At 70.4% G+C, this 21492-nt stretch carries 20 protein-coding genes; 4 read left to right on the top strand and 16 right to left on the bottom strand.

Features of this window, described 5'->3' with window-relative positions; genetic code table 11:
• The first annotated feature begins 92 nt into the window (after positions 1–92).
• Positions 93–1133, top strand: coding sequence for an endolytic transglycosylase MltG (mltG, locus tag KPL78_RS04850; protein WP_219761793.1), 1041 nt, complete (start codon positions 93–95; stop codon positions 1131–1133).
• Here the strand turns inward: mltG and KPL78_RS04855 are convergent.
• Positions 1066–1881, bottom strand: coding sequence for a YdcF family protein (locus KPL78_RS04855; protein ID WP_219761794.1), 816 nt, complete (start codon positions 1879–1881; stop codon positions 1066–1068). The genes mltG and KPL78_RS04855 overlap by 68 nt on opposite strands.
• Positions 1882–1983: 102 nt before the next feature.
• A complete protein-coding gene (locus tag KPL78_RS04860; RefSeq protein WP_219761795.1) occupies positions 1984–2739 on the bottom strand; it encodes a sulfotransferase domain-containing protein in 756 nt (251 codons plus the stop codon).
• Between the two features lie 141 nt (positions 2740–2880).
• Here KPL78_RS04860 and KPL78_RS04865 point away from each other — a divergent pair, with 141 nt between their 5' ends.
• A complete protein-coding gene (locus tag KPL78_RS04865) occupies positions 2881–4314 on the top strand; it encodes a glycosyltransferase family 61 protein (protein ID WP_219761796.1) in 1434 nt (477 codons plus the stop codon).
• Between the two features lie 221 nt (positions 4315–4535).
• Here KPL78_RS04865 and KPL78_RS04870 read toward each other — a convergent pair whose 3' ends face one another.
• The 5 genes from KPL78_RS04870 to KPL78_RS04890 all read right to left on the bottom strand — a co-directional run bounded on the left by KPL78_RS04870 (position 4536) and on the right by KPL78_RS04890 (position 10223).
• Positions 4536–5750 carry a hypothetical protein gene (locus KPL78_RS04870; protein ID WP_219761797.1) on the bottom strand — a complete coding sequence of 405 codons (1215 nt, stop codon included), beginning with the start codon at positions 5748–5750 and terminating at the stop codon, positions 4536–4538.
• Between the two features lies 1 nt (position 5751).
• Positions 5752–6783, bottom strand: a complete 1032-nt coding sequence (locus KPL78_RS04875; RefSeq protein ID WP_219761798.1) for an FkbM family methyltransferase — start codon at positions 6781–6783, stop codon at positions 5752–5754.
• 98 nt (positions 6784–6881) lie between these two features.
• The gene (gene der / locus KPL78_RS04880) at positions 6882–8234 is read right to left on the bottom strand and encodes a ribosome biogenesis GTPase Der (RefSeq protein ID WP_219761799.1); all 1353 of its coding nucleotides are present in this window, start codon (positions 8232–8234) and stop codon (positions 6882–6884) included.
• A 1-nt stretch (position 8235) separates the two neighbouring features.
• Positions 8236–9561, bottom strand: coding sequence for an outer membrane protein assembly factor BamB family protein (locus KPL78_RS04885; RefSeq protein ID WP_255568646.1), 1326 nt, complete (start codon positions 9559–9561; stop codon positions 8236–8238).
• An 11-nt stretch (positions 9562–9572) separates the two neighbouring features.
• Positions 9573–10223, bottom strand: a complete 651-nt coding sequence (locus KPL78_RS04890; RefSeq protein ID WP_219761801.1) for a tetratricopeptide repeat protein — start codon at positions 10221–10223, stop codon at positions 9573–9575.
• 107 nt (positions 10224–10330) lie between these two features.
• Here KPL78_RS04890 and KPL78_RS04895 point away from each other — a divergent pair, with 107 nt between their 5' ends.
• Complete coding sequence (locus KPL78_RS04895) at positions 10331–10900, top strand: hypothetical protein (protein WP_219761802.1); 570 nt, start codon at positions 10331–10333, stop codon at positions 10898–10900.
• Here KPL78_RS04895 and KPL78_RS04900 read toward each other — a convergent pair.
• The 3 genes from KPL78_RS04900 to KPL78_RS04910 all read right to left on the bottom strand — a co-directional run bounded on the left by KPL78_RS04900 (position 10871) and on the right by KPL78_RS04910 (position 13096).
• Positions 10871–11593: an SDR family NAD(P)-dependent oxidoreductase gene (locus KPL78_RS04900; RefSeq protein ID WP_219761803.1), complete on the bottom strand. Its 723-nt coding sequence runs from the start codon at positions 11591–11593 to the stop codon at positions 10871–10873. The two genes, KPL78_RS04895 and KPL78_RS04900, sit on opposite strands and share 30 nt — an antisense overlap.
• 395 nt (positions 11594–11988) lie before the next feature.
• The gene (locus KPL78_RS04905) at positions 11989–12690 is read right to left on the bottom strand and encodes an LrgB family protein (RefSeq protein WP_219761804.1); all 702 of its coding nucleotides are present in this window, start codon (positions 12688–12690) and stop codon (positions 11989–11991) included.
• The gene (locus KPL78_RS04910; protein ID WP_219761805.1) at positions 12674–13096 is read right to left on the bottom strand and encodes a CidA/LrgA family protein; all 423 of its coding nucleotides are present in this window, start codon (positions 13094–13096) and stop codon (positions 12674–12676) included. Before KPL78_RS04910 ends, KPL78_RS04905 begins: the two co-directional genes overlap by 17 nt.
• Before the next feature lie 92 nt (positions 13097–13188).
• Between KPL78_RS04910 and KPL78_RS04915 the strand changes: the two genes are divergently transcribed.
• The gene (locus KPL78_RS04915) at positions 13189–14124 is read left to right on the top strand and encodes a LysR family transcriptional regulator (protein WP_219761806.1); all 936 of its coding nucleotides are present in this window, start codon (positions 13189–13191) and stop codon (positions 14122–14124) included.
• A gap of 217 nt (positions 14125–14341) precedes the next feature.
• Here the strand turns inward: KPL78_RS04915 and purF are convergent, their stop codons facing one another.
• The 6 genes from purF to KPL78_RS04945 are packed head-to-tail and all read right to left on the bottom strand — an operon-like array spanning position 14342 to position 21356.
• Positions 14342–15802, bottom strand: coding sequence for an amidophosphoribosyltransferase (gene purF, locus KPL78_RS04920; protein WP_219761807.1), 1461 nt, complete (start codon positions 15800–15802; stop codon positions 14342–14344).
• Between the two features lie 8 nt (positions 15803–15810).
• The gene (locus KPL78_RS04925; protein WP_219761808.1) at positions 15811–16371 is read right to left on the bottom strand and encodes a CvpA family protein; all 561 of its coding nucleotides are present in this window, start codon (positions 16369–16371) and stop codon (positions 15811–15813) included.
• Positions 16372–16404: 33 nt separating this feature from the next.
• On the bottom strand, positions 16405–17811 hold the full coding sequence (gene radA, locus KPL78_RS04930) for a DNA repair protein RadA (RefSeq protein WP_219761809.1): 1407 nt from the start codon (positions 17809–17811) through the stop codon (positions 16405–16407).
• A complete protein-coding gene (gene asnB / locus KPL78_RS04935) occupies positions 17811–19568 on the bottom strand; it encodes an asparagine synthase (glutamine-hydrolyzing) (protein WP_219761810.1) in 1758 nt (585 codons plus the stop codon). The genes radA and asnB overlap by 1 nt, the downstream gene beginning before the upstream one ends.
• Before the next feature lie 4 nt (positions 19569–19572).
• Complete coding sequence (locus KPL78_RS04940; RefSeq protein ID WP_219761811.1) at positions 19573–20595, bottom strand: glycosyltransferase; 1023 nt, start codon at positions 20593–20595, stop codon at positions 19573–19575.
• On the bottom strand, positions 20592–21356 hold the full coding sequence (locus KPL78_RS04945; protein ID WP_219761812.1) for a glycosyltransferase family 2 protein: 765 nt from the start codon (positions 21354–21356) through the stop codon (positions 20592–20594). The genes KPL78_RS04940 and KPL78_RS04945 overlap by 4 nt, the downstream gene beginning before the upstream one ends.
• Between the last annotated feature and the right edge of the window lie 136 nt (positions 21357–21492).

Raw genomic sequence — 21492 nt, forward strand, 5'->3', positions numbered from 1 at the left:
CTCCAACAGCGACGGTGGAAGCATCGGCGCAGTCCCAATCCTCCCACGTCAGGGGTTGAAGGGGCCGCTCTCCCCCCATATCCGGCCTTTGCATGCGTCTGCGCCTTCTCCTCCTGATCTTCCTTCTCGTCCTGCTGGTGGCCGGGGGCCTAGGGGCCTCGGCGGCCTGGCGCGCCTATGCCGGACCGGGGCCGCTGGCCGAGCCGGCCCAGATCGTCATACCGCGTGGTGGCACCGAACGCATCGCGGCCGCGCTCGCCGAACGGGACGTCATCCGCGACCCCCGCGCCTTCGCCGTTGCTTCCTGGCTGACCCGCAGCGCTGGCCCCCTGCGCGCCGCCGAGTTCCAGTTTCCCGCCGGCGTGTCGCTGGAACAGGTCCTGCACATCCTGCGCGAGGCGCGCCCCGTCCAGCGCCGCCTGACCATCCCCGAAGGCCTGACGGCCCACCAGATACGCGCCCTGCTGGAACGCACCGACGGCCTGAGCGGCGAAGTGCCCACCTTCAGCGAGGGCGACATTCTGCCCGAAACCTATTCCTATGAATGGGGTGAGAGCCGAGCGGCCATCATCCGCCGCGCCGACGCTGCGATGGACCGGGCGCTTGCCGAGGCCTGGGCGAACCGCGCGCCCGACCTGCCCTTCACCACGCCACGCGAGGCGCTGGTCCTCGCCTCCATCGTCGAGCGCGAGACCGGCAAGCCCGAGGAACGCCCGCGCGTCGCCGGCGTCTTCATCAACCGCATGCGGCGGGGCATGCCGCTGCAATCCGATCCGACCGTTGCCTATGCCGCGACGGGGGGCGCGCCGATGGATCGGCCGATCACCCGCGCCGACCTCGACCGCGACCACCCCTTCAACACTTATCGCGTGCGCGGCCTGCCGCCGGGTCCGATCGCGAGCCCGGGCAAGGCCTCCCTCACAGCGGTGTTGCGGCCGGAGGACAACGACTTCCTCTATTTCGTCGCCGACGGCTCCGGCGGGCATGCCTTCGCCCGCACGCTCGACGAGCACAACCGCAACGTCGCCCGCTGGCGCGCCATCGAGCGCGGCGAGGCCGACAAGGTCACGGCGCCGCCGGCGTCCGGTCCGGCAGCACGCTCTCCGTCCGGCCCATCAGCCGGTAGGCGATAAGCCCGAGCCATTCGCGAAAGCCCCATTCGAACTGACCGAGGCGCTCGGGGAAGGGGGCGTCGAACTGCGCCGCCCATGTGTACCCGGTGCGATAATTGACCGGCCAGGGGACGATGTCGCGGAAGCCCGCGGCCCGGAACACCGCGACCGAGCGCGGCATGTGGGAGGCCGAGGTAACGAGCAGCCAGACCTGGCCCGGCTTGGGTTGCACCAAGCGGTAGGTGTTGACCGCATTCTCATGCGTGTTGCGGGCCTGGTCCTCATAGATCACGCGCGTCGGATCGACGCCCATGCCGGTCCAGAGCTGGCGGGCGACATCGGCCTCGGTCAGCCCGCCATGCACGAAGGAGCCCTGGCCGCCGGTGAAGACGAGGCGCGCATCGGGGTATCGGCGGGCGAGGATCACGCCCTCGGTCATGCGTTCGGCCGCGCCGTTCAGGGAGGGGATGCCGCGCGCCTCGGTGATGTTCTGCTCGACCGCGCCGCCCAGCACGATGATGCCGTCCACATGCGCCGGCGCCGCGGCCGGGCGGGGGAAGCGGTCCTCGAGCGGCAGCAGCAGCCACTGGTTCATCGGCGTCACCACCAGCAGCGCGAAGAAGCCGAGGGACAGCAGGATCAGCCAGCGCCCGGAGCGGCGGCCGCGCCAGATCATGAACAGGCCGATGAAGCCCAGGATCAGGGCGAAATGGCCCGGGCGCGCCGGGAACCAGAGCAGCTTCGAGAGCGTGAAGGCGAGGTCTGTCATGGGGCTCGCCTTGTTGCGGTGCCTGTGTGGCCTTCCTGTGGCGGTCGCAGCCCGTGGGGTGGGCGCCTCATGTGGCGCGTGCCGGAGCTCCCGGACAATCCCTCAGGCGGCGAGGTAGCCGAGGCGCTCCGCGGTGTGGCCGAACCGCTTGAGGAATTCCTGGTGAAGTTCCGGGGTGAAATGAGCACGCCACTGTTCCGGCTTTCCGCTGCGCACATGGCCGACGTCCTGCGGGCCGGAGAAGATGCTCGCATCCCGCGCGATCTCCATCGCCTCCTCCATCCGGTCCGGAGGCACGCCGAGCCAAGCGAAGGCGCGGGCGAACTCCCGCATTTCCGAGTCGGTCACCAGATCCTCGAAGCGCAGGACGAGGAATTCGGGTGGCGGCACGATCCAGCGGCGCATCTTGCGAATCGTCCAGACGGCCATGTTGTCCATCTCGAAGACGAACTTCTCATGGTCGCTGCCGAGCGAGCGGATCTTCTCCTGGTAGCTCAGCCCGCCGAAGCGCTCATCCGGCAGGTGAACCCAGCCGTCGCGCGTCCCGGGCTTGAGGCGCGCATGGTAGTAGGCCCCGCTGATGACGATGTCCCGGGGGTCGCGGATGACGATGATGCCCTTGTGGGGCAGGTCACGCACGCCGTAGCGGAAATGCGAATGGGCGTCGAAGCAGACATCCCAGCGCGGCGGTGCGGGGCGGCTGTTCTGGACCCAGAGCCGCAGGCGGAAGCGCTGCGACAGTTTCTGGAAGATCGACCACATCAGAATGGTACCTGTCTTGTGGAAGGTACCGACGAACATCTTGTGCGGAAGCTCAAGCCGCCGAGCCACCGGCGGTTGTTCTGGTGTGGCGCTCATTCGCATTCATTACCGCCTCGGCGCTGCAACCGGCAAGTCGTGCTGCGCCGATCCGCAGGCTATCGGAGGCTGGACGGTTTTGCCCGCAGCCGCGACACTTGGGCGGGGCCGGCGATGGCGGCCGAACGCCGGAGGGCAGGCATGGACAGCGAGCCGCAATCGCCGGCAGAGGCCCGGGACCATCGGCGGTTCTGTGACGAGCAGATGCGCAGGCCGATTCATACGCATGATGCGGCATCGCTCAATGCCGTATGGGCCGCGGCCATGCGGTCGGGCCATGCCGAAGCCAGGGACTGGGTCGTCACGGCGGCCATCAGGGCGTCGCTGCCGCCCGAGGGGCGTGTCCGCCTGGCGCTGAGGCTTGCCCACGCGATGCGCGCCGAGGACGCCTTCGGCGTCCTCCTCGCCGATCCCGACGTATTCTCCGGAGAGGCGGCCAAGGGGGAGGCTGTCTCCACGCTCCGTCTCATCCTGCTCAACAACGGCACGCCGGAATGGATCAGGGAGGTGGCGCGCATGCTGGGGCGGCGGCTTTGCCGCGTCAGCGATGATGGCGGGGAAAGGACGGGCTTCGTCTTCCCGGTGCAATCACCGCTGTTGCCGGCAGCCTACCCCTGCGAGGTCCTGCTCGCCCCGGGCGCCCCGCCCAGCGCAGGCCCCGCTATCGAGCGCCACCTGCACAGCATCGAGGATGCGCTCGTGAAGGCGGGCACGCCGGAAGTGCGCCTCTATCGCGACGTGCTGGTGAACCGCGAAGGCCAGATGTGGCGTGCCGATGGCAGCATGATCCGGAGCGAATGGCGGGTGCTGCCCGAGGCGTCCCGGATCGCTTCCGCCACGGCGCCGCGCGTCGAGGAAGCGGTGCTCGCGATCTGCCCGAACAACGTCTATCACTGGTTCACGGACTGGATGACCTCCATCGCCTGGCGCTTTGCCGACGGCGTACCGGATCTGCCGGTGCTGGTCCGCGACGATGCGCCACCCTACGTCCCCGAGAGCCTCGAACTGGCAGGCGGCAGCGCCCTTTCCTGCATTCCCGTGGGCGATGCGGTTGCGGTCGGGCGGCTCTATGTGACCGGTCGGCCGGGTGTGCGCCTCGACCCCGAAGGCGCCGCAGGCGGGCTGTTCCGCAAGATGGTGGCGGCCGCGCTCGATGGGAGGGAACCGCCGCGGACCGGGCCCGTCTACATCTCGCGGCGCGATGCCAGGCGGCGCAAGGCGGCCAATGACGAGGCGCTGGAGGATGCGCTCGTGGCAGAGGGCATCCGCCCCATCACCCTGACGGAAATGAGCCTCCGCGATCGGATCGTGGCGATGCGCGGGGCGACCGCCATCGTCTCCCAGCATGGCGCCGGCCTTTGCATGATTTTCGCGGCGCCGCCGGGCACGCCTGTCTTCGAGGTCCTGCCCCATATGGCGGGCACGCTGCGGAACCGCCTGTGCTTCGCCCGCATGTCGCGCATGCTTGGCCACCGCCATCGCATCTGGCTGGAGGATTGCGACCAGCAGCGGGAGTATTGGACCGCGGATGTCCCCCGCATCATTGCCAGCGCCCGGGAGTTCCTGGCGGGCTAGGGCCGATCACGTTCAGAGGGAAATCATCTGAACGCGTGCCGATGCTCGCAAGACAAGAGGCTAGAGCCTGATTGGCTTACCTTCGTTCACCGATCACGCTCTAGCCTATTGTTTGATCGCGCGGTTCAGGCCTTCGGCGCATGAGCGCCTCGGGCCATCACACCGCAGCCCATGGGTTGATCGCGCGATTCAGACCTCCGGTGCGTACGCACCGGAGGCCATCACGCTTTCGCCGCGGCGGCACTGTCGCTGCGCGAGAGCGACCAGTTCTGCGAGGCGAAAGACCGCCGCCTGCCATCCCGCGCGGCTGGATCGATCTCCAGCAGGCTTGCGACGCGCGGGACCTGGATGAGCAACCGGAAGCTGTCACCCAGTTCCTGCGGCAGGTCGATCACCATTTCGCTGAGCGGTCCCTTTTCCACGAGCGCCACCCGCGCCGGCAGCCGCTTCGTGCTTTCGTCGGCGAAGACGTGGAACTGCTCGTGCCTGAGCCGGATCATGGCCGGAATCTCAAGGCGCAGCCGGTCGACGCCAGGCGAGCGGCGGACGAGGATCCTGGAAACCTCGGCCGGCCCGGCCCACCACTCGGCGATCCCGTCGCCGCGCACCCCGCGCGGATACCAGCCGTCGAGCATCCAGATTGCGCCGAGGTCCGGATCGGCGAAGGCGCAGCTTGGGACATTCGTGTCCGGCCGGGGCGTCGCCTTCTGGAGCACGGTGGAGCGCCAGGCGGCATAGTGCTGGTTGGCGATCTGCCACAGCGTGTAGTCGAGGCCGAAGCGTTCCGGGTTTTCCCGCGCAAATGCCTCGATCTCGTCATCCATCTCCGCGGCGGGCGCTACGTTGATGCGGAGTTCCTCCGGCACCGTGCTGTGGCCGGTCTCCAGCGGCCACCAACGGCAGAAATCGTCGATCTGCTCGGTCGGCACCAGCCAGCGGACGCGCTTGATCGAGGGCGCGAGGCGCTCGAGCAGCCACACGTTGCGATTCCCACGATAGAACTGATGGTCCCGGCCCTCCATCGTCTCGACCAGCGTCCTGGATTGCTGGTTGAACAGCATGTCGCCGTAGTGCTCGGCGAAGCCGTGGAAGCCGAGCGCCTTCGCCGGCGGGTGAAGCCGCAGCAGGGGCTCGCGCAGGATGTGGCGGAACAGGGACCGGACATGCGAGACCGGGTGGCGCACCGTACACAGGATGTCGATCCTGGGATCGGCGCGCTTCAGGAGCCCGCTCGCGGCGTGTCCTTCGACGAAGTCGTGATCCTGGAAGAGCCTGTCGAACTGTGCCGCCGACCGGAGATCGTCCTGCAGCACCCAGCTTCTGTCGGTCGGGAAGGCGCTGGCCAGGCGCGTCCCGAGGGTCTGGCCGCCCGTCTTCGGGATATGCAGGTAGTAGATCCGGTGCCGCGCCGGCACCGGGTCGCTCTCATCGTCCATTTCAGGCGGGGTCCAGCGTGGAAAGGTACAGCAGCGCATCCTCGCTTCGGCCGAGCAATTCCTCCGCGGCGCAGGCATGCACCTGACCGTCGAAGCCGATCTCCCGGAGCGGGAAGCGCGACGCGATGTGGTTCAGCGTTCCAAGCGGCGAGCTGCAGCGCGAGGCATTGAATTCGAGCACGATCTGGATCTCGGGATTCCGGTCGATGACCTCCTGCATGCCGCGCCAGACCAGTTCCTCGGCACCCTCGACGTCGATCTTCACGAAATCGACCCGGCCGGGCAGCGCCTCGTCGAGCGAGATGATCGGAACCTCAAGCACGCCGGTCCCGGCCGCGTCGCGCTCGCTCAGCAGCCGTCCGTTCTTGGGCTCGGCCACGCTGGCGAGGAAGCGAACCGCCGCCGCGGCCCGCTCGCCGACCGCGCAGGGATGCACGCGGATCGACTGCCAGAATCCGTTGAGCGCGGCGGTGTCGCGCAACAACTGGACCATGCGCGGATTCGGTTCGAAGGCATGGACCTGACCCTCGGGGCCCACCAGGTCGGCCATCAGTAACGCGTAGTAGCCGTGGTTCGCCCCGACATCGAGCGCGACCTGTCCCGGCTTCACGTTGCGCCAGATGAACTCGGTCAGCCAGTACTCCCAGAAGCCCTCATACATGAGATGCGGCGCGAACCCCTTGTCGCGGAGGTCCACATACATCTTGTAGCGGCCAAGGATGCGGCAGAGCGCTGTCGTTCCATCGACCGGCACGACCATGCAGCGCGCGCGGATGAGCGCCTCCGCAACGACCCGGTTGTCGAGCTCGCGAAGCTGGGCGACGGTCGCGTATGGCAGCCCGCTGGACTGGCCCGCCTGTTCCAGCTGACGGAGGCGCTCCTCGATCACGTCCAGTCGCTGGTCGATGCGGCCAAGATGCTGCTCGGTCTGCTCCGCCCGCTCGGTGAGCAGCCTCTCGATGCGTTCGAAGCGGTCGATGAGCCGCTGCCGGCCCGTGATGGAATCGAGGAGGTGGCCGGGTTGGTCACTCATGAGTCAGCTTCATCGTCCCCAGTCGGAAGGCCCGGGCCTTTGCACGGGCAACGTCACCGAAACATACAATGCCGGAAACCACCATGCCATGCTTCGGATCACGGGGCTTCCGCGTAGGGATTGCGCGTTCCGCGCATCTGCATGCGGATCGGCACCCCGGGCATGGCGAAGGCCTCACGGAAGGCGTTCACCAGATAGCGCCGGTATTCCTCGGGCAGTTCCTCAGCGCGTGTGCCGAATACCGCGATGGTCGGCGGCCGCGCCTTCGGCATCGTCGCGTAGCGCAGCTTCACGCGGCGCCCATCCACCGCGGGCGGCGGGTGTCGTGTCAGCGCCGCCTCGAACCAGCGGTTCAGCTCGCCGGTCGAGATGCGCTTGTTCCACAGCGCATAGGTCGCGCGCACCGCGGGCATCAGCCGGTCGAGCCCGCGCCCCGTCTGTGCCGAAAGCGTGACCACGGGCACGCCCCGCAACTGCGCGAGCGAGGCGGTCAGCACATCGTCGAGCTTCTGCCGCGCTGCCGCGCGATCCTCGACCGCATCCCACTTGTTGAAGGCGATGACGACGGCGCGGCCCTCGCGCTCGGCGAGGCGCGCGATGCGCAGGTCCTGTTCGTCCATCCCGAGCAGCGCATCGACCACCAGGATGACGACCTCGGCCTCCTTCAGCGCGCCGAGCGTCGCGGCGACCGACATCTGCTCCAGCCGTTCCTCGATGCGCGCCTTCTTGCGCATGCCCGCGGTGTCCACCAGCCGCACGCGCCCGCCCGTCGCATCGCGCCATTCGACGGCGATGGAATCGCGCGTCAGGCCGGGCTCGGGGCCGGTGATCATGCGCTCCTCGCCGAGCAGCGCGTTCAGCAGCGTGGACTTGCCCGCATTGGGACGGCCGACGATGGCAAGGCGCAGCGGACGCTCGGGATCGTCCTCGACCGGCTCGCCGTCATCCTCGGGCGCCTCGCCGAGCGCCTCTGCCACTGCCTCGTGCAGCACGCCGACGCCCTCGTTGTGCTCGGCGCTGATGGCGATGGGATCGCCGAGGCCGAGCTCATAGGTCTCCATCGCGGCCGCGGCGCCGCCGCGTCCCTCGGCCTTGTTGGCGACCAGCAGCACCGGCAGGTTGGCGCGCCGCAGCCAGGTCGCGAAGGCGCGGTCGGCGGGCGTCAGCCCGGCCCGCACATCGACCACGAAGATCACGAGGTCGGCGGCGCGCAGCGCGGCCTCGGAGCTCGCGCGCATGCGGCCCGCCACGGTGTCGGGCGGCGCTTCCTCCAGCCCCGCCGTGTCCACCAGCAGCACCTCGTGGCCGCCGATCTGCGCGAGCACTTCCTTGCGGTCGCGCGTCACCCCGGGCGTGTCGTCCACGATCGCGATCTTGCGCTGCGCAAGCCGGTTGAACAGCGTGGATTTGCCGACATTCGGCCGGCCGAGAATGACGACGCTGCGCGGCATCTCAGCCGCCCGAAAAGGCGGTGAGCGTCGCGTCGTCCGTCGCTGCCAGCAGCAGGCCGCCGGCCACCGCCGGCTGCAGCGTCAGGCCCGCGGGCAGTTCCGTGCGCGACAGCACCGCGCCAGTCGCCGGGTCGATGGCGACGAGTTCGGACAGGGAGGTGCCGACGAGGAGGCGCCCGCCCGCCAGCACCGGCCCTGACAGGTTCACCGGATCCGGCCGGCGGTTGCCGCGCGGTGCCGGACGCAGGGATGTCGCCCAGCGCACCTGCCCGCTGTCGCGCCCGATCGCCGCGACCTGGCCGGCATCGGTGCTCATGAATACCCATTCGCCGGCCAGCCAGGCGCCTTCGGTGCCTCCGGCCTCCTGTTCCCACAGGCGGCGGCCGGAACGCAGGTCGACGCAGATGGTCAGCCCACCCATGCCGATCGCGATGACCCGCCCGCCGCCCACCGCTGGGCGTGCGCGCACGGCGGCGATATCCGACAAGGTGCCGGTGCCGGCGGCGGCAAGGCTTTCGCTCCAGATCACCCGCCCGTCGCCCGCGCGCAGGGCCAGCAGTTCGCCTGAGGGGAAGCCGGCGATCACGACATCGCCCTCCACCGCCGGACTGCCGAGGCCGAGCGGGATGGTGGGAATGGCCGTGGCGCGATGGGTCCAGATGCGGCGCCCGTCATCGGCCGCCAGCGCGACGAGCTGGCTGTTCACGGTCGGCACGAAGACCGACCCGCCGGCGACCGTCGGAGCGCCGCGCGCCGGGGCGGGCAGATCCACGCGCCAGCGCACCGACCCGTCGGCGATGTTGAGCGCGATCAGCTCGGCGAGGCCCGAGGCGACGTAGAGCGTCTCGCCGGACACGCCGACGCCGCTCGCCATGGTGGCGGGATCCTCGTCGGTCCGGTCGGTCTCGCGCCGCCACCGGCGGCTGCCGGTCGCGGCGTCGAAGGCCGAGACCGTGCCCAGCGCATCCGAGACATAGACCGTCCCGCCGGCGGCGATCGGGCCGTTCAGCAGGCGCCGGCGATAGGCGCTGCCGCTGCCGAAGCTGCTGCTCCAGGCCCGGGCGAGGCCGGGGCCGAAGGCGAGGTTGCCACCCGCATGGGCAGGATCACCGCCCGAGACCGGCCAGTCGGGCCGCGCATCGGCGGGCGGCAGCACGACGGTCGTGCCCTGGGCCGCGGGATCGGCCTGCAGGCTCCGCTCGGGCAGATCCATCACCGAATGGCGCTCGCCGGGGAAGCTCTCCCGGCGCTCGCCGAACCAGTTCTCGAAGGTCTCGCAGCCGCCGAGCAGCGTGGCGGCCCCGAGCAGCGCGCCCCGGCGCGTCATCCCGCCGGCCATCAGGAGGCGAGCCCCGAGGCGATGCGCCCGGCGCGGTCGCGGATGGATTGCGGCGCGGTGACGTCGTTGGCCAGCGCCTCCAGCGTCTGCTTCGCAATGTCGCGCTGGCCGGCCTTCAGTTCGACCAAGCCCTGCAGTTCGCGCGCCGAAGCGCGCCAGGGTTGCCCGGGCTGGGTGAGCGGGGCGAGGCGCGCGAGCAGCGCGGCGGGTTCGGCGGTATCCATCGAGCGCAACACCCACATCAGCGAGGCGAGGCCGCGATAGAGCGGGTCCGCCGCGCTGTCATTCGCGACCTGGTCATAGAGAGCGAGGGCGGCGGGCATGTCGCCGGTCTCGGCCTTCAGCGCCGCGGCGCGGAGCCGGGCGACGATGCGGTAGCCTTCCGGCGCATTGGCGACCAGGGCTTCGAAGCGGTTCGCCATGGCGGCGAGGTCGGCACCCTGCTGTTCGGTAGCGCGGTGGGCTTCCATGAAGGTGGTGGCGGAGGCTTCGCGTTCGCGGGTCTGGTACCACGTCCAGCCCTGCCAGCCGCCCACGCCGGCGAGCGCCAGCAGCAGCAGGACGAAGACCGGCGTGCCAAAGCGCCGCCACAGGCGGGCGGCGCGTTCGGCGCGGAGATCCTCCTCCACCTCGTCGAAGATGTCGGGCAAAGTGCAGCACCCCTGGCTGGCGGGCCGGCTCGACCGGCCTCTGAAAGGGGGCGGACCATAGCCGCCCGTTGGCGGTGCGTTAAGCCCGTCCGGGCTTTCCTGCATGCATGCGCCGGTTCCTGCTGCCCCTGTTGCTGGTTCTGGCCGGGTGCGAGGCCATCGGCGCGCCCGGCGCGCCCCTGCTCGCCATCCCGGCGGCGGTGGAAGGACTGTCCCTGCGCGCCTTCGGCCGGACCACGGGCGATTCGATCGTTTCCCTGGTTACGGGGGAGGATTGTTCCATCGCCCGCATCGGGCGAGGGGAGGCCTATTGCGGCCAGGACCCGGCCCCGGCGGCGCCGCCCATGTGTACCCGCAGCCTGGGGGCGGTGGATTGCTGGACGGTGCCGCCGCGGGCCTATCCGCCCTATCGCGGCGTCGCGGACGGGCCGTCCACCCTGACCGAGGCGCAGGAGAACAACCGCATCGGTTGGGCGCGGCGCATCGGCCGGGCGATCGAGCGCGCGGCGGAACCGCCCACGCCACCGGCACCCCCGGCCGGGACGGTCGAGGTCATCATCCCGGCGCCGCCCATTCCCGCGCCACCCCAGGCCGGTGCCGCCGCGGCCGAGGCCGCCGCGCGGGCGCTGATCCCCGATCCCGGGGCGTCAATGGGCGCGGCTGTACGCGTGGATTAGGGCGCCCTGCCGGGTCTCCGCCTCCTCGCACAGCGCGGCGATTGCGGGGGCGACGTCGGCGGGTTCGGCCAGCAGCGACCGGTCCTCGCCCGGGAAGGCGGTGGCGCGTAGCTGCGTCGCGACCGCCCCCGGATCGACCAGGTTGACCCGCAGAGGGGAATCGCCGGTCTCCTGCGCCCAGGTGCGGACCAGGTGCTCCATGCCCGCCTTGGCGGCGCCGTAAAGGCCCCAATAGGCCGCCGGCGCCTGCACCACGGCATCCGTCAGGATCACCGCCCGGCCGGCCGGCGCGGCGCGCAGCGGCGGATCGCAGGTGCGGATCAGCCGCCAGCAGGCGGAGAAGTTCACCGCGATGGATTCCTCCATGTCGCGCGGTTCGATATGCGCGACCGGCGTCAGCTTCGACAGCGCGCCCGCGGCATGGACCAGGATGTCGAGCCGCCCGAAGCGTGCCACGATGGACGGGCCCAGCATGTCGATGTCCTGCGCCCGGCGCTGGAGGTCGAGCGGTAGCAGCGTCGCTGCCTCCCCGCCCGCGGCGCGGATGGCGTCGTCGACTTCCTCAAGGGCGCCCTGGGTCCGCGCGACCAGCACGCAATGCACACCGCGGCGGCCGAGTTCCACGGCAACGGCGGCACCGATGCCGCGGGAGGCGCCGGTGATCAGGGCGACGCGGGTGGGGTGCTGGGTCATCGAAGCCTCAAGGTGCGATGCGGTATGGGGGGACGGCTCTGCCCCCGAATGACGGATTGCGCAACCGGGGCCGGATGGGAGTGGAAGGGGAGTGGGGAGGATGGGCTCCGCCTCCCCGGACCCACCCGCCACAGGCGGAATGGCCTGGGGAATCCTTCGTCTGGTGCTGCGCGGGCATGGGGCGGCGGGGCGGGAAGGCGCAGCCCGGCGCCCATCGGGGGCTGGGTCGGCGCGATGTCAGGGGGGGGCGGGCGATCGCCCGTCGGGAAGGGAGCCATCCCGGTCGGGGAGCATCCCCCGATCCGTGACGATGGGCGCGAGGACCATGGGCTGGAGGCGCCGCCGCCGGCCGGGCAGAACGACGCGGGGCTGGCGTAGGGGGCTCCCGGCCGGCGTTAGCGCAGCACGTACGCCACCACGGGCGCGACAAGCACGTTCAGCAGGCCGACCAGCACCATGACGAGGCCGGCGACCGTTCCCTCCTCGCGCCCGATCGCATGGGCCTTGGCGGTCCCCATGCCATGCGCGGCCATGCCATAGAGCGCGCCCCGCGCCATCGACGACCGGATCGGCAGCCAGGCCAGCATCGCATCCCCGATCACCGCGCCGAGCAGGCCGGTGAGGACGACGAAGACCGCCGTGAGGTCCGGCACGCCGCCGATATCGCCCGAGACCTCCATGGCGAAGGGTGTACTGAGCGAGCGCGGCAGCAGCGATAGCCGCAGCGAGCCATCCAGCCCGAGCAGCGTCGCGAAGAACCATCCGGTGAGGATGGCCGTCATGCTGCCCGCTGCCATGCCGGCGACCAGCACCGGCCAGTGCCGGCGGATCATGGCGCGCTGTTCCCAGATCGGCACGGCGAAGGCCACGGTGACCGGCCCCAGCGCCGCCAACAGCCAGCCCGCCCCGCTGATATAGTCGCGATAGGAGGCGTGCAGCGTCACGACCAGCAGGATCAGCAGGGCCGGCGCCAGGCCGATCGGCATCAGCCACCAGCGCGGCCAGCGCCGGTACAGGCTGCGCGCCAGGACATAGAAGCCGATCGTCGCGGCCGACCAGAGCAGCGCCGAGCCGGCCGATTCAAGCCGTATGACCATGGCCCTGCGCCTGCCGCGCCGCGAAGCGGTGGAACACTTCGACGGTCAGTGCCGTGCTGCCCATCACCGCCGCGGTGCCGGCCAGGATCACCACCAGGATCTTCAGGCCGACCAGGCCGAACAGCTCCCGATGGTCCATCACCGCCGGCACGGCCGGGACGAAGAACAGCAGCATCTGCGCCAGCAGCCAGTCGGACCCGCGCCGCAGGCTCGGCAGGGACAGAAGGCCCGAGGCCAGCAGGGCGACGGCGAGTGCCAGGCCCACGATGCCGCCGGGCAGGGCGAGGCCGGTGATCCGCACCACCGCCTCGCCGGCCAGCCAGAACAGGGTGATCACGCCGATCTGCGCGATGCGGCTGCGATGGAGCAGGCGGCGGGTGGGGATGGTTAGGGCAGGGATGGACATGGGCTGTGGCTCCGGGACGCAGCCTAATGCCGCAGCGCAGCATCCCGTGAGCGACTTGTTCGACTGAATTCCATTCCTGTATGGAATATCGAATGGAATTCCGTACCCTGCGCGCCTTCGTCGAGGTCGTCCGCCAGGGCGGCTTCTCGCAGGCCGCCAAGACGCTCTTCGCGACGCAATCGGCCGTCAGCAAGGCGGTGAAGCAGCTCGAGGAAGAGGTCGGCGTCCCGCTGCTCGACCGCATCGGGCATCGCAGCACCATGACCGCGGCGGGGGAGGCGGTATATCGCCGCGCCGTGCGCCTGCTGGCCGAGCGCGACGACCTGGGCGCGGAGATCGCCGAGATTCGCGGGCTGCAGCGGGGCGTGCTGCGCCTGGGCCTGCCGCCGATCGGGGCGGCGACGGTTTTCGCGCCGATCTTCGCCGCCTATCGCCGCCGCTATCCGGGCATCGAGATCCGCCTGGTCGAGCACGGCTCCGACCGGCTCGAGGAGGTGCTGCGCGCCGGCGACATCGAACTCGCCGCGTCGCTGCTGCCAGTCGTGGAGGATTTCGAATCGCAACCCCTGCGCTGCGAACCGCTAGTCGCCCTGCTGCCGCAGGACCACGCGCTGGCGGGCCGGGGGCGGATCGGCCTCGCCGCGCTGCGCGAGGAGCCCTTCATCCTGTTCGAGGCCGGCTTCGCGCTGAACCGCATCATCCTCGCCGCCTGCCGGCGTATCGGGTTCGACCCGGCCGTGGCGGTGCGCAGCAGCCAGATCGACTTCATCATCGAACTGGCGGCGGCAGGGCTGGGCGTGGCCTTCCTGCCGAAGCTCATCTCGGAGCAGCGGCCGCAGGCGCAGGTCGCGCGGCTGATGCTGGACGATCCGGCGATCGACTGGGACATGGCGATGATCTGGCGGCGCGGCGCGTTTCTGTCGCACGCGGCGCGGGCATGGCTGGAGGTGGCGAAGGAGATCGGTGAGGAGCGCCGCGCCGCCCCGAACCTCACCCGGCCAGAGGTCGGCGGTTCTCGGAGGCCGTGAGTCGTGCCGCGGCGGGGACAGGGCGCGCTGACCGTCCGCGCGGCTGGCCGGGCGAGGCGGTTTCGCTGGGCAGAATGCGGGGCGAAGACCGATCCGGCCGGCAGCAAGTCCCGGTTTCCGAAGGCCCTGTGGCCGGTGGGGCCCTAAGGACCGCGCCAGGCCACGTCCGCCGGATCCCGTAGCGGGGTGGCTTGGAGGGGCGGAGCCCCTCCGTCCGTCACTGCCCGGCGGGCTGCAGCAGCGAGAGTTGCTTCTCGGCGTTGTCCTGCCAGTCCGTCAGCGGAATGGCGTAGTCCCCGGTAAAGCAGGCGTCGCAGAATTCCGGCTTGGCGGCATCGCGCGCCGGCCGCCCCAGCGCCCGGTACAGACCGTCCAGCGAGATGAACGCTAGGCTGTCCGCCCCGATGATGCGCGCCATCTCGGCGACATCGTGCTTCGCGGCCATGAGTTGCGCGCGTTCCGGCGTGTCGATGCCGTAGTAGCAGGAGTGGGTCGTGGGTGGGGAGGAGATGCGCATGTGCACCTCCTTGGCCCCCGCGGCGCGGACCATTTCCACGATCTTGCGGGAGGTGGTGCCGCGCACGATCGAATCATCCACCAGGATGACGCGCTTGCCTTCCAGCATCGGCCGGTTCGCCGAATGCTTCAGCTTCACGCCGAGATTGCGGATCTGGTCGGTCGGCTCGATGAAGGTGCGGCCGACATAATGGTTGCGGATGATGCCGAGCTCGAAGGGGATGCCGGCCTCGGCAGCATAGCCCATGGCGGAGGGCACGCCGGAATCGGGCACCGGCACCACGACATCGGCCTCGACGCCGGATTCGCGGGCGAGTTCCACGCCGATGCGCTTGCGGGTCTCGTAGACGGGCGTGCCTTCCATCACGGAATCGGGACGCGCGAAGTAGATGTATTCGAAGATGCAGAAGCGGCTGGCGTGCTTGCCGAAGGGCTTCACGCTGCGCACGCCGGTGTCGTCGATGACGATGATCTCACCGGCCTCGATATCGCGGACGAATTCGGCCGAGACGATGTCGAGCGCGCAGGTTTCCGACGCCAGGACATAGCCGCCATTGGCCATGCGCCCGAGCACCAGCGGCCGCACGCCCAGCGGATCGCGTGCCCCGATCAGCGCGCCGTTGTGGAGCGCGACCAGCGAATAGGCGCCCTGGACCTGCTTGAGCGCGTCGATCAGCCGGTCGAGCACCGTCGAGTAGAGGCTGATGGCGATGAGGTGGATGAACACCTCGGAGTCCGTGGTGGACTGGAACAGGCAGCCGCGGCGGACCAGGGCGCGCTTCAGCGCGGCGGCATTGGTCAGGTTGCCGTTGTGGCCCACCGCGAAACCGCCGAACTCGAAATCGGCGTAGAGCGGCTGGACGTTGCGCAGCGCCGTCTCGCCGGTGGTGGCGTAGCGGTTGTGACCGACCGCGGCCCCGCCGCGCAGGGAAGCGATGACCTTGGCCTCGCCGAAATTGTCGCCGACCAGGCCGAGGCCCTTATGGGCGTGGAAGTGCCCGGATTCGTCGAGGGTGACGATGCCGGCCGCTTCCTGCCCGCGATGCTGGAGGGCGTGCAGGCCGAGGGCGGTCAGCGCGGCGGCATCACCCCCGTTCCACACACCGAACACGCCGCATTCCTCATGCGGCTTGTCGTCGTCCTGGTCGATGGTGGGGAGCATTGCGGTCCTCAGTTTCGGCTGCGCGCGGGGGGACGCAGCAGGTCGTCGACGGTCAGGCCTTCCGGCCCCGGGGCGTCCACAAGCCGCGGCCTATAGGCCGCGGGCACATTCTCCACCACCTGTCTTGCGGTCTCGGCAACAATGCCGATACCGCGGGCCTGCTTCACAGGCTCGGGCCAGGCGCTGGAATCCGGTGCGAACATCCCGGCGAGGATATAGGCAACCACCAGCACGACTGCACCCCGTGCGGCGCCGAAGAGCAGGCCTAGGACGCGATCCACGCCACCGAGCATGGAATCCTGCACCCGGTCGGCGATCATATTGGTGATGATCTTGAGGATGATCAGCACGACCAGGAAGACCGTGCCGGTGCCGACGATGTCGGCGACGACGGGTGGTTCGATCCAGGTCTGGACATGCGGGACGATGGCGGGCCGGGCGAAGAAGGCGGCCGCCGCCGCGCCGATCCAGGCACCGAGGCTCAGCACTTCCCGCACCAGTCCACGGAAATAGGCGACCGCGGCCGAGACCACGATCACGCCGATGAGGACGGCATCTACCCAGTTCATGGCTGCCCCCTATAGCGGCGGGTCACGGCCGCGTCACCCGCCCGAGCGCTTCGACTTGACGGTCTGTTCGGCGAAAACGGCGACGAGATCGGCAAGGTGCCCCGTCTCGGTCAGGGCCATGCCGTCGGGCGCGCCAGGCGCCTTGCCGCCGCGGGCGACCCGGCGCGGCAGGGTGGCCGCGGCGAAGCCGAGCTTGGCGGCCTCGCGCAGCCGGCCTTCGGCCTGGGAGACCTGGCGGACCTCGCCCGAGAGGCCGACTTCCCCGAAATAGACGCGGTCGGGGTCGGTCGGGCGGTCGGTCGCGGCCGAAACCAGCGCGGCGGCGACGGCCAGATCCGCCGCCGGTTCGGCGATGCGCAGCCCGCCCGCGATGTTCAGATAGACGTCGTTCTGCCCGAGGCTGAGTCCGCAGCGGGATTCCAGCACGGCCAGCAGCATGGACAGCCGCCCGGAGTCCCACCCCACCACCTGCCGGCGGGGCGATCCGCCGGAGGAAGGCGAGAGCAGCGCCTGGATTTCGACCAGCACGGGCCGCGTGCCCTCGATGCCGGCGAAGACGGCGGAGCCTGAGACATTGCCGCGCCGTTCGGCAAGGAAGAGGGCGGAGGGGTTGGCGACCTCGACCAGGCCGGTGCCGGTCATCTCGAAGACGCCGATCTCGTCGGTGGCGCCGAAGCGGTTCTTCACCGCGCGCAGGATGCGGAACTGGTGGCCGCGATCGCCTTCGAAATAGAGCGTCGCGTCCACCATGTGCTCCAGCACGCGGGGGCCCGCCAGCGTGCCTTCCTTGGTGACATGGCCGACCAGGACGATCGCGAAACCGCGCGCCTTGGCGAGGCGGATGAGCTCGGCGGCGCAGGCGCGCACCTGGGCGACCGTGCCGGGGGCGGAATCAAGCGCGTCTAGCCAGACGGTCTGGATGGAATCCATGACCACCAGCGCGGCGTCGGACTCGCCCTCCAGCGAGGCGACGATGTCGCGCAGGGCGGTGGCCGCGGCGAGCGCCATCGGGCTGTCGGTCAGGCCGAGCCGGGCGGCGCGTAGGCGGACCTGCTCCACCGCTTCCTCGCCGCTGATGTAGAGAACCCGGCGCCCGGCCTTGGCGATGCGCGCGGCGGCCTGGAGCAGGATGGTGGATTTGCCGATGCCCGGATCGCCGCCCACCAGCACGGCGGAGGCCGCGACCAGCCCGCCGCCGAGGACGCGGTCCAGTTCCGCGATGCCGGTCGGGATGCGCGGCGGCGGGGCGGATTCGCCCTTGAGACCCACGAATTCGACGCGCCGCCCGCCGCCGGCCTTGCCCGCCGGGCCAGGGCCGCGCGGGACGGGGGCTTCCTCGACCAGGGTGCTCCATTCGCCGCAGGCATCGCAGCGGCCCTGCCATTTCGGATAGACGGCCCCGCAGGCCTGGCAGACGAAACGGGTCTTGTCCTTGGCCATCAGCGTTCCGCCAGAAAGGCGAAGACGTCGCCTTCCGCCTTCACCCCTTCCACATGTCGGCGGTGCCACAGCGCATGGAACAGCAGGTGCCAGGCGGCGAAACCCTCCCGCTTGCTCGCCGCGGCGCGGAACAGGGGCAGGATGCGGTCGGGCTTGGCGATGGCAGCGACGCCAGGCTGGGCGGCGACCAGCGGCGCCAGCCTGTCGGCGGCATCCGCGATCCAGGCGCCGACCGGCACGGTGAAGCCCTGCTTCTTGCGGAAGGGCTCGCTGGCCGGGAAGTGCTGGGCGAGCCACTGCCGCAGGATCCACTTGCCCTGGCCGTCGCGCACCTTCATCGCATCCGGCAGGCGGAAGGCGGCGGCCGCGATGCCGGTGTCGAGGAAGGGCGTGCGGCCTTCCACCGCATGGGCCATCAGGCAGCGGTCGAGCTTGGTCAGCAGGTCGTTGGGCAGCCAATCCGCGACATCCAGCGCCTGGGCCGCCTGCAACCGGGTGCGGCCGGGGGTCGCGGCGGCGGCGGAGGCGGCCTCGATGCCATCGCGCCAGTAGCGGGGCGGGGTGCGCAGCACGTCGAGGCGGTCGAAGGCGCCATGGGCGCGCATCGCCTTGCCGCCGAGCCACCAGGGCTTCATGGCGGAACGGTAGCGGCCATAGCCGCCGAAGATCTCGTCGCCGCCCTCGCCGGACAGCACGACCTTCACCTCCTGCACCGCGCGGCGGGCGAGGAACCAGGTCGGGATGATGGCGTAGTCGGCGGCCGGATCGTCCATGCAGGCGACGATCTCGGGCAGGTGGCGGAAGACGTCGTCGCGGTTGACGGTGATAGTGACGTGCTTCGCGCCGGCCGCGGCGGCGGCCCTCGCGGCGGCATCGCGCTCGTCGGCGGCACTCGCCACGTCGAAGCCGGCCGTGAAGGCCAGCACCGGCCGGTCGTTCAGCCGCGCCATCATCGCCAGCACCACCGCGGAATCCGTGCCGCCCGAGAGGAACATGCCGTAAGGCACGTCGGATCGCTGGTGCAGGTCCACCGACTGTTCCAGCGCCGCATCCAGCCGCGCCAGCGCGTCGCGTTCGGTGATGGTCTCCGGCCCGCCCTCGGGCAGGGCGGTACGGCGGTGGCGTTCGACGATGCAGCCATCGGCGATCACGACCGTCTCGCCGGGCAGCAGGCGGCTGATGCCTTCGAAGATGGTCTCGGCGCCGGTGGTGAATTGCAGTTGGAGCAGTTCGTGCAGGGCCGTCTCGCGCAGCCTCGGCGTGACCAGGCCGGCAGCGATCAGCGCCTGCGCCTCGGAGGCGAAGGCGATGCCATGCTCGGTCTCGGCGAGATAGAGCGGCTTGATACCGAAGGGGTCGCGCGCCAGCACCACCTGGCGCGAGGCTCGGTCGTGGATCGCCAGGGCATACATGCCGCGCAGCGACTCCGCGAAGGCGGCGCCGTCGCGGCGGAACAGATGCAGCGGGGGCTCGCAATCCGACCCGGTCGCGCAGGCCAGCACGTTGTCGGTGCGCAGCTCGCGGTAATTGTAGACCTCGCCATTGCCGACGAGGCTCGCCGGACCCGCATGCAGCGGCTGGTCGCCGGTGACGAGGTCGATGATGGCGAGCCGCGTGTGCGACAGCGCGACATTGCCCTGCACGTGATGGCCGTGCCCATCCGGCCCGCGATGGGCGAGGGCGCGCGTCATCGCATCCAGCACGGATGGATCGGGGCGCGCCCCGGGCTTCAGCGCGAGTCCGGCGATGCCGCACATGGCGTCAGCCCACCTTGTGCGGCGTCGCGACGATGGCGAGGAATTCCTGCCAGCGCGCGGTGACGGCGGCCTCGGTGAAGTCGCGTTCGAAGGCGGCGCGGCCCTGCTGCGCGATGCGTGCGGCACGCTGGGGGTCGGCGATCAGGGCGGCGATGTTGCGCGCCAGGGCGTCTGCGTCGTCGATGGGCACCAGCAGGCCGGTCTCTCCGTCCTCGATCAGTTCACTCGGTCCCTGGGCGGCGGCGGCGACCACGGGGCGACCCGCCGACCAGGATTCGAGGACAATATTGCCCAAGGGTTCATGCCGGGAGGAACACACGAAGATGTCGGCGCCGGCGAGCAGCGCCCCGATGTCGCTGCGCCAGCCGAGGAAGGTGACGCGATCCGCGACGCCCGCATCGCGGGCCACGGATTCCAGGGCCGCGCGATCCGGTCCCTCGCCGGCGACGGACAGATGCGCGCCGGGGAGCCGCGCCAGAGCGCGGATCGCGACGTCGAAGCCCTTGTTGCGATGCAGGCGCCCCATGGCGAGCAGGCGCGTCGTGCCCGGCAGCTCCGCTGGCGTGGCACCGGCCAGGTCTGCCGCGAAATTCGGGACGTAGTGCGCGCGCGCCTCCGGCCAGCCCTGCGCGACGATCCAGCGGACGAGGTCGCGCGTATTGCCCACCAGGTGATCGCAGCGCTGGTAGTATTTGAGGTCGTAATAGCCGCCGAGCCGTCCCACCAGCGTCCAGTCGCCCTTCGGCGTGAAGCGCGCCGCGCGGTTCATCCAGGCCACCGCCACGGCCGGCGCGAAGCCGCGCAGAACACCGCGCAGCCGCGGGCCGGTCAGCAGGTCGAGCACGCCGCCGAAGCCGAGTTCCACCGGCGCGAGCCCACCGGCCCGCAGCCGGTCCGCGCGTTCCGCATCGCGGCGGATGATGGGCAGCACCTGTTCGCCCGCACCATGCAGGGACAGGCAGAGCCGTTCGTAGAAAGCCTCGGCCCCGCCGTGATGCGCGCCCGCCATGACCTGGGCGATTCTCATCGGTGCCGGTCCGGTTCCAGCGACGCCTTCAGGTAGGACAGCAGCGGAAAGGCGCCGGTGCAGAGGGCGAGCAGCACGCCCCAGCCGCCCTCCCGATACCCCTTGCGCGAGACGTAGGATTTGAACCCGCGGGAGAAGAAGCGCCGCACATTCGACCGCAGCGTGCCGATATTGCCCGAGGCCAGCAGATCCGCCGCCTTCGCACTCGAGTATTTGTCGAGCCGGCGCAGCATGTCGGAGATGTCGCGATCCACCAGGTGGATCAGCGCGCCCTCGGTGATCTTCGGGCCCTCCTTCCCCGTCCAGTCGAGCCCCGGATGCACGCGCTGCGCGCGCCAGCGCTTCGCCCCCTTACGCGACAGCCGCGGCACCGAGGTCGTCCCGAAGGACCCCGCCCAGCCATACCGGAGCAGCCGGTCGCCGACGTAGTTATCGACCGGCACCTGGTGCCAGGCATGGGTGCTGGTCGCGATGGTGGCGCGGATGGCGCGGGCGAGCGGTTCGTTCACCCGTTCGTCGGCGTCCACTTCGATGATCCAGTCGCCAGTGCAGGCGTCGAGGCCGGCGTTGCGGCGGTCGCCTTCCAGTTCCCAGGCGCCCTCGATGATCGTCGCGCCGGCCGCCGTCGCGATGGCGGCGGACGCGTCGGTGCTGCGGTCGAGGACCACCACGATCTCGTCGGCGAAGGCCACCGAAGCCAGGCAATCGGGGAGGCGCTGCTCCTCGTTGCGGGCGACGATGAGGGCGGAGAGGCGGGTCATGGGCGGGCGCCGGGATGACGCAGTGACGGACATGGAGAGGGGCTCTGCCCCTCTCCAGACCTCACCCCGCCAAAGGCCACAGGGCCTTTGGAAACCATCACCTGGCGCCGTGCGCCGCCGGCAGGAAAAGCATCGA

Source organism: Roseomonas alba, from assembly GCF_019430885.1.
Lineage (GTDB): Bacteria > Pseudomonadota > Alphaproteobacteria > Acetobacterales > Acetobacteraceae > Neoroseomonas > Neoroseomonas alba.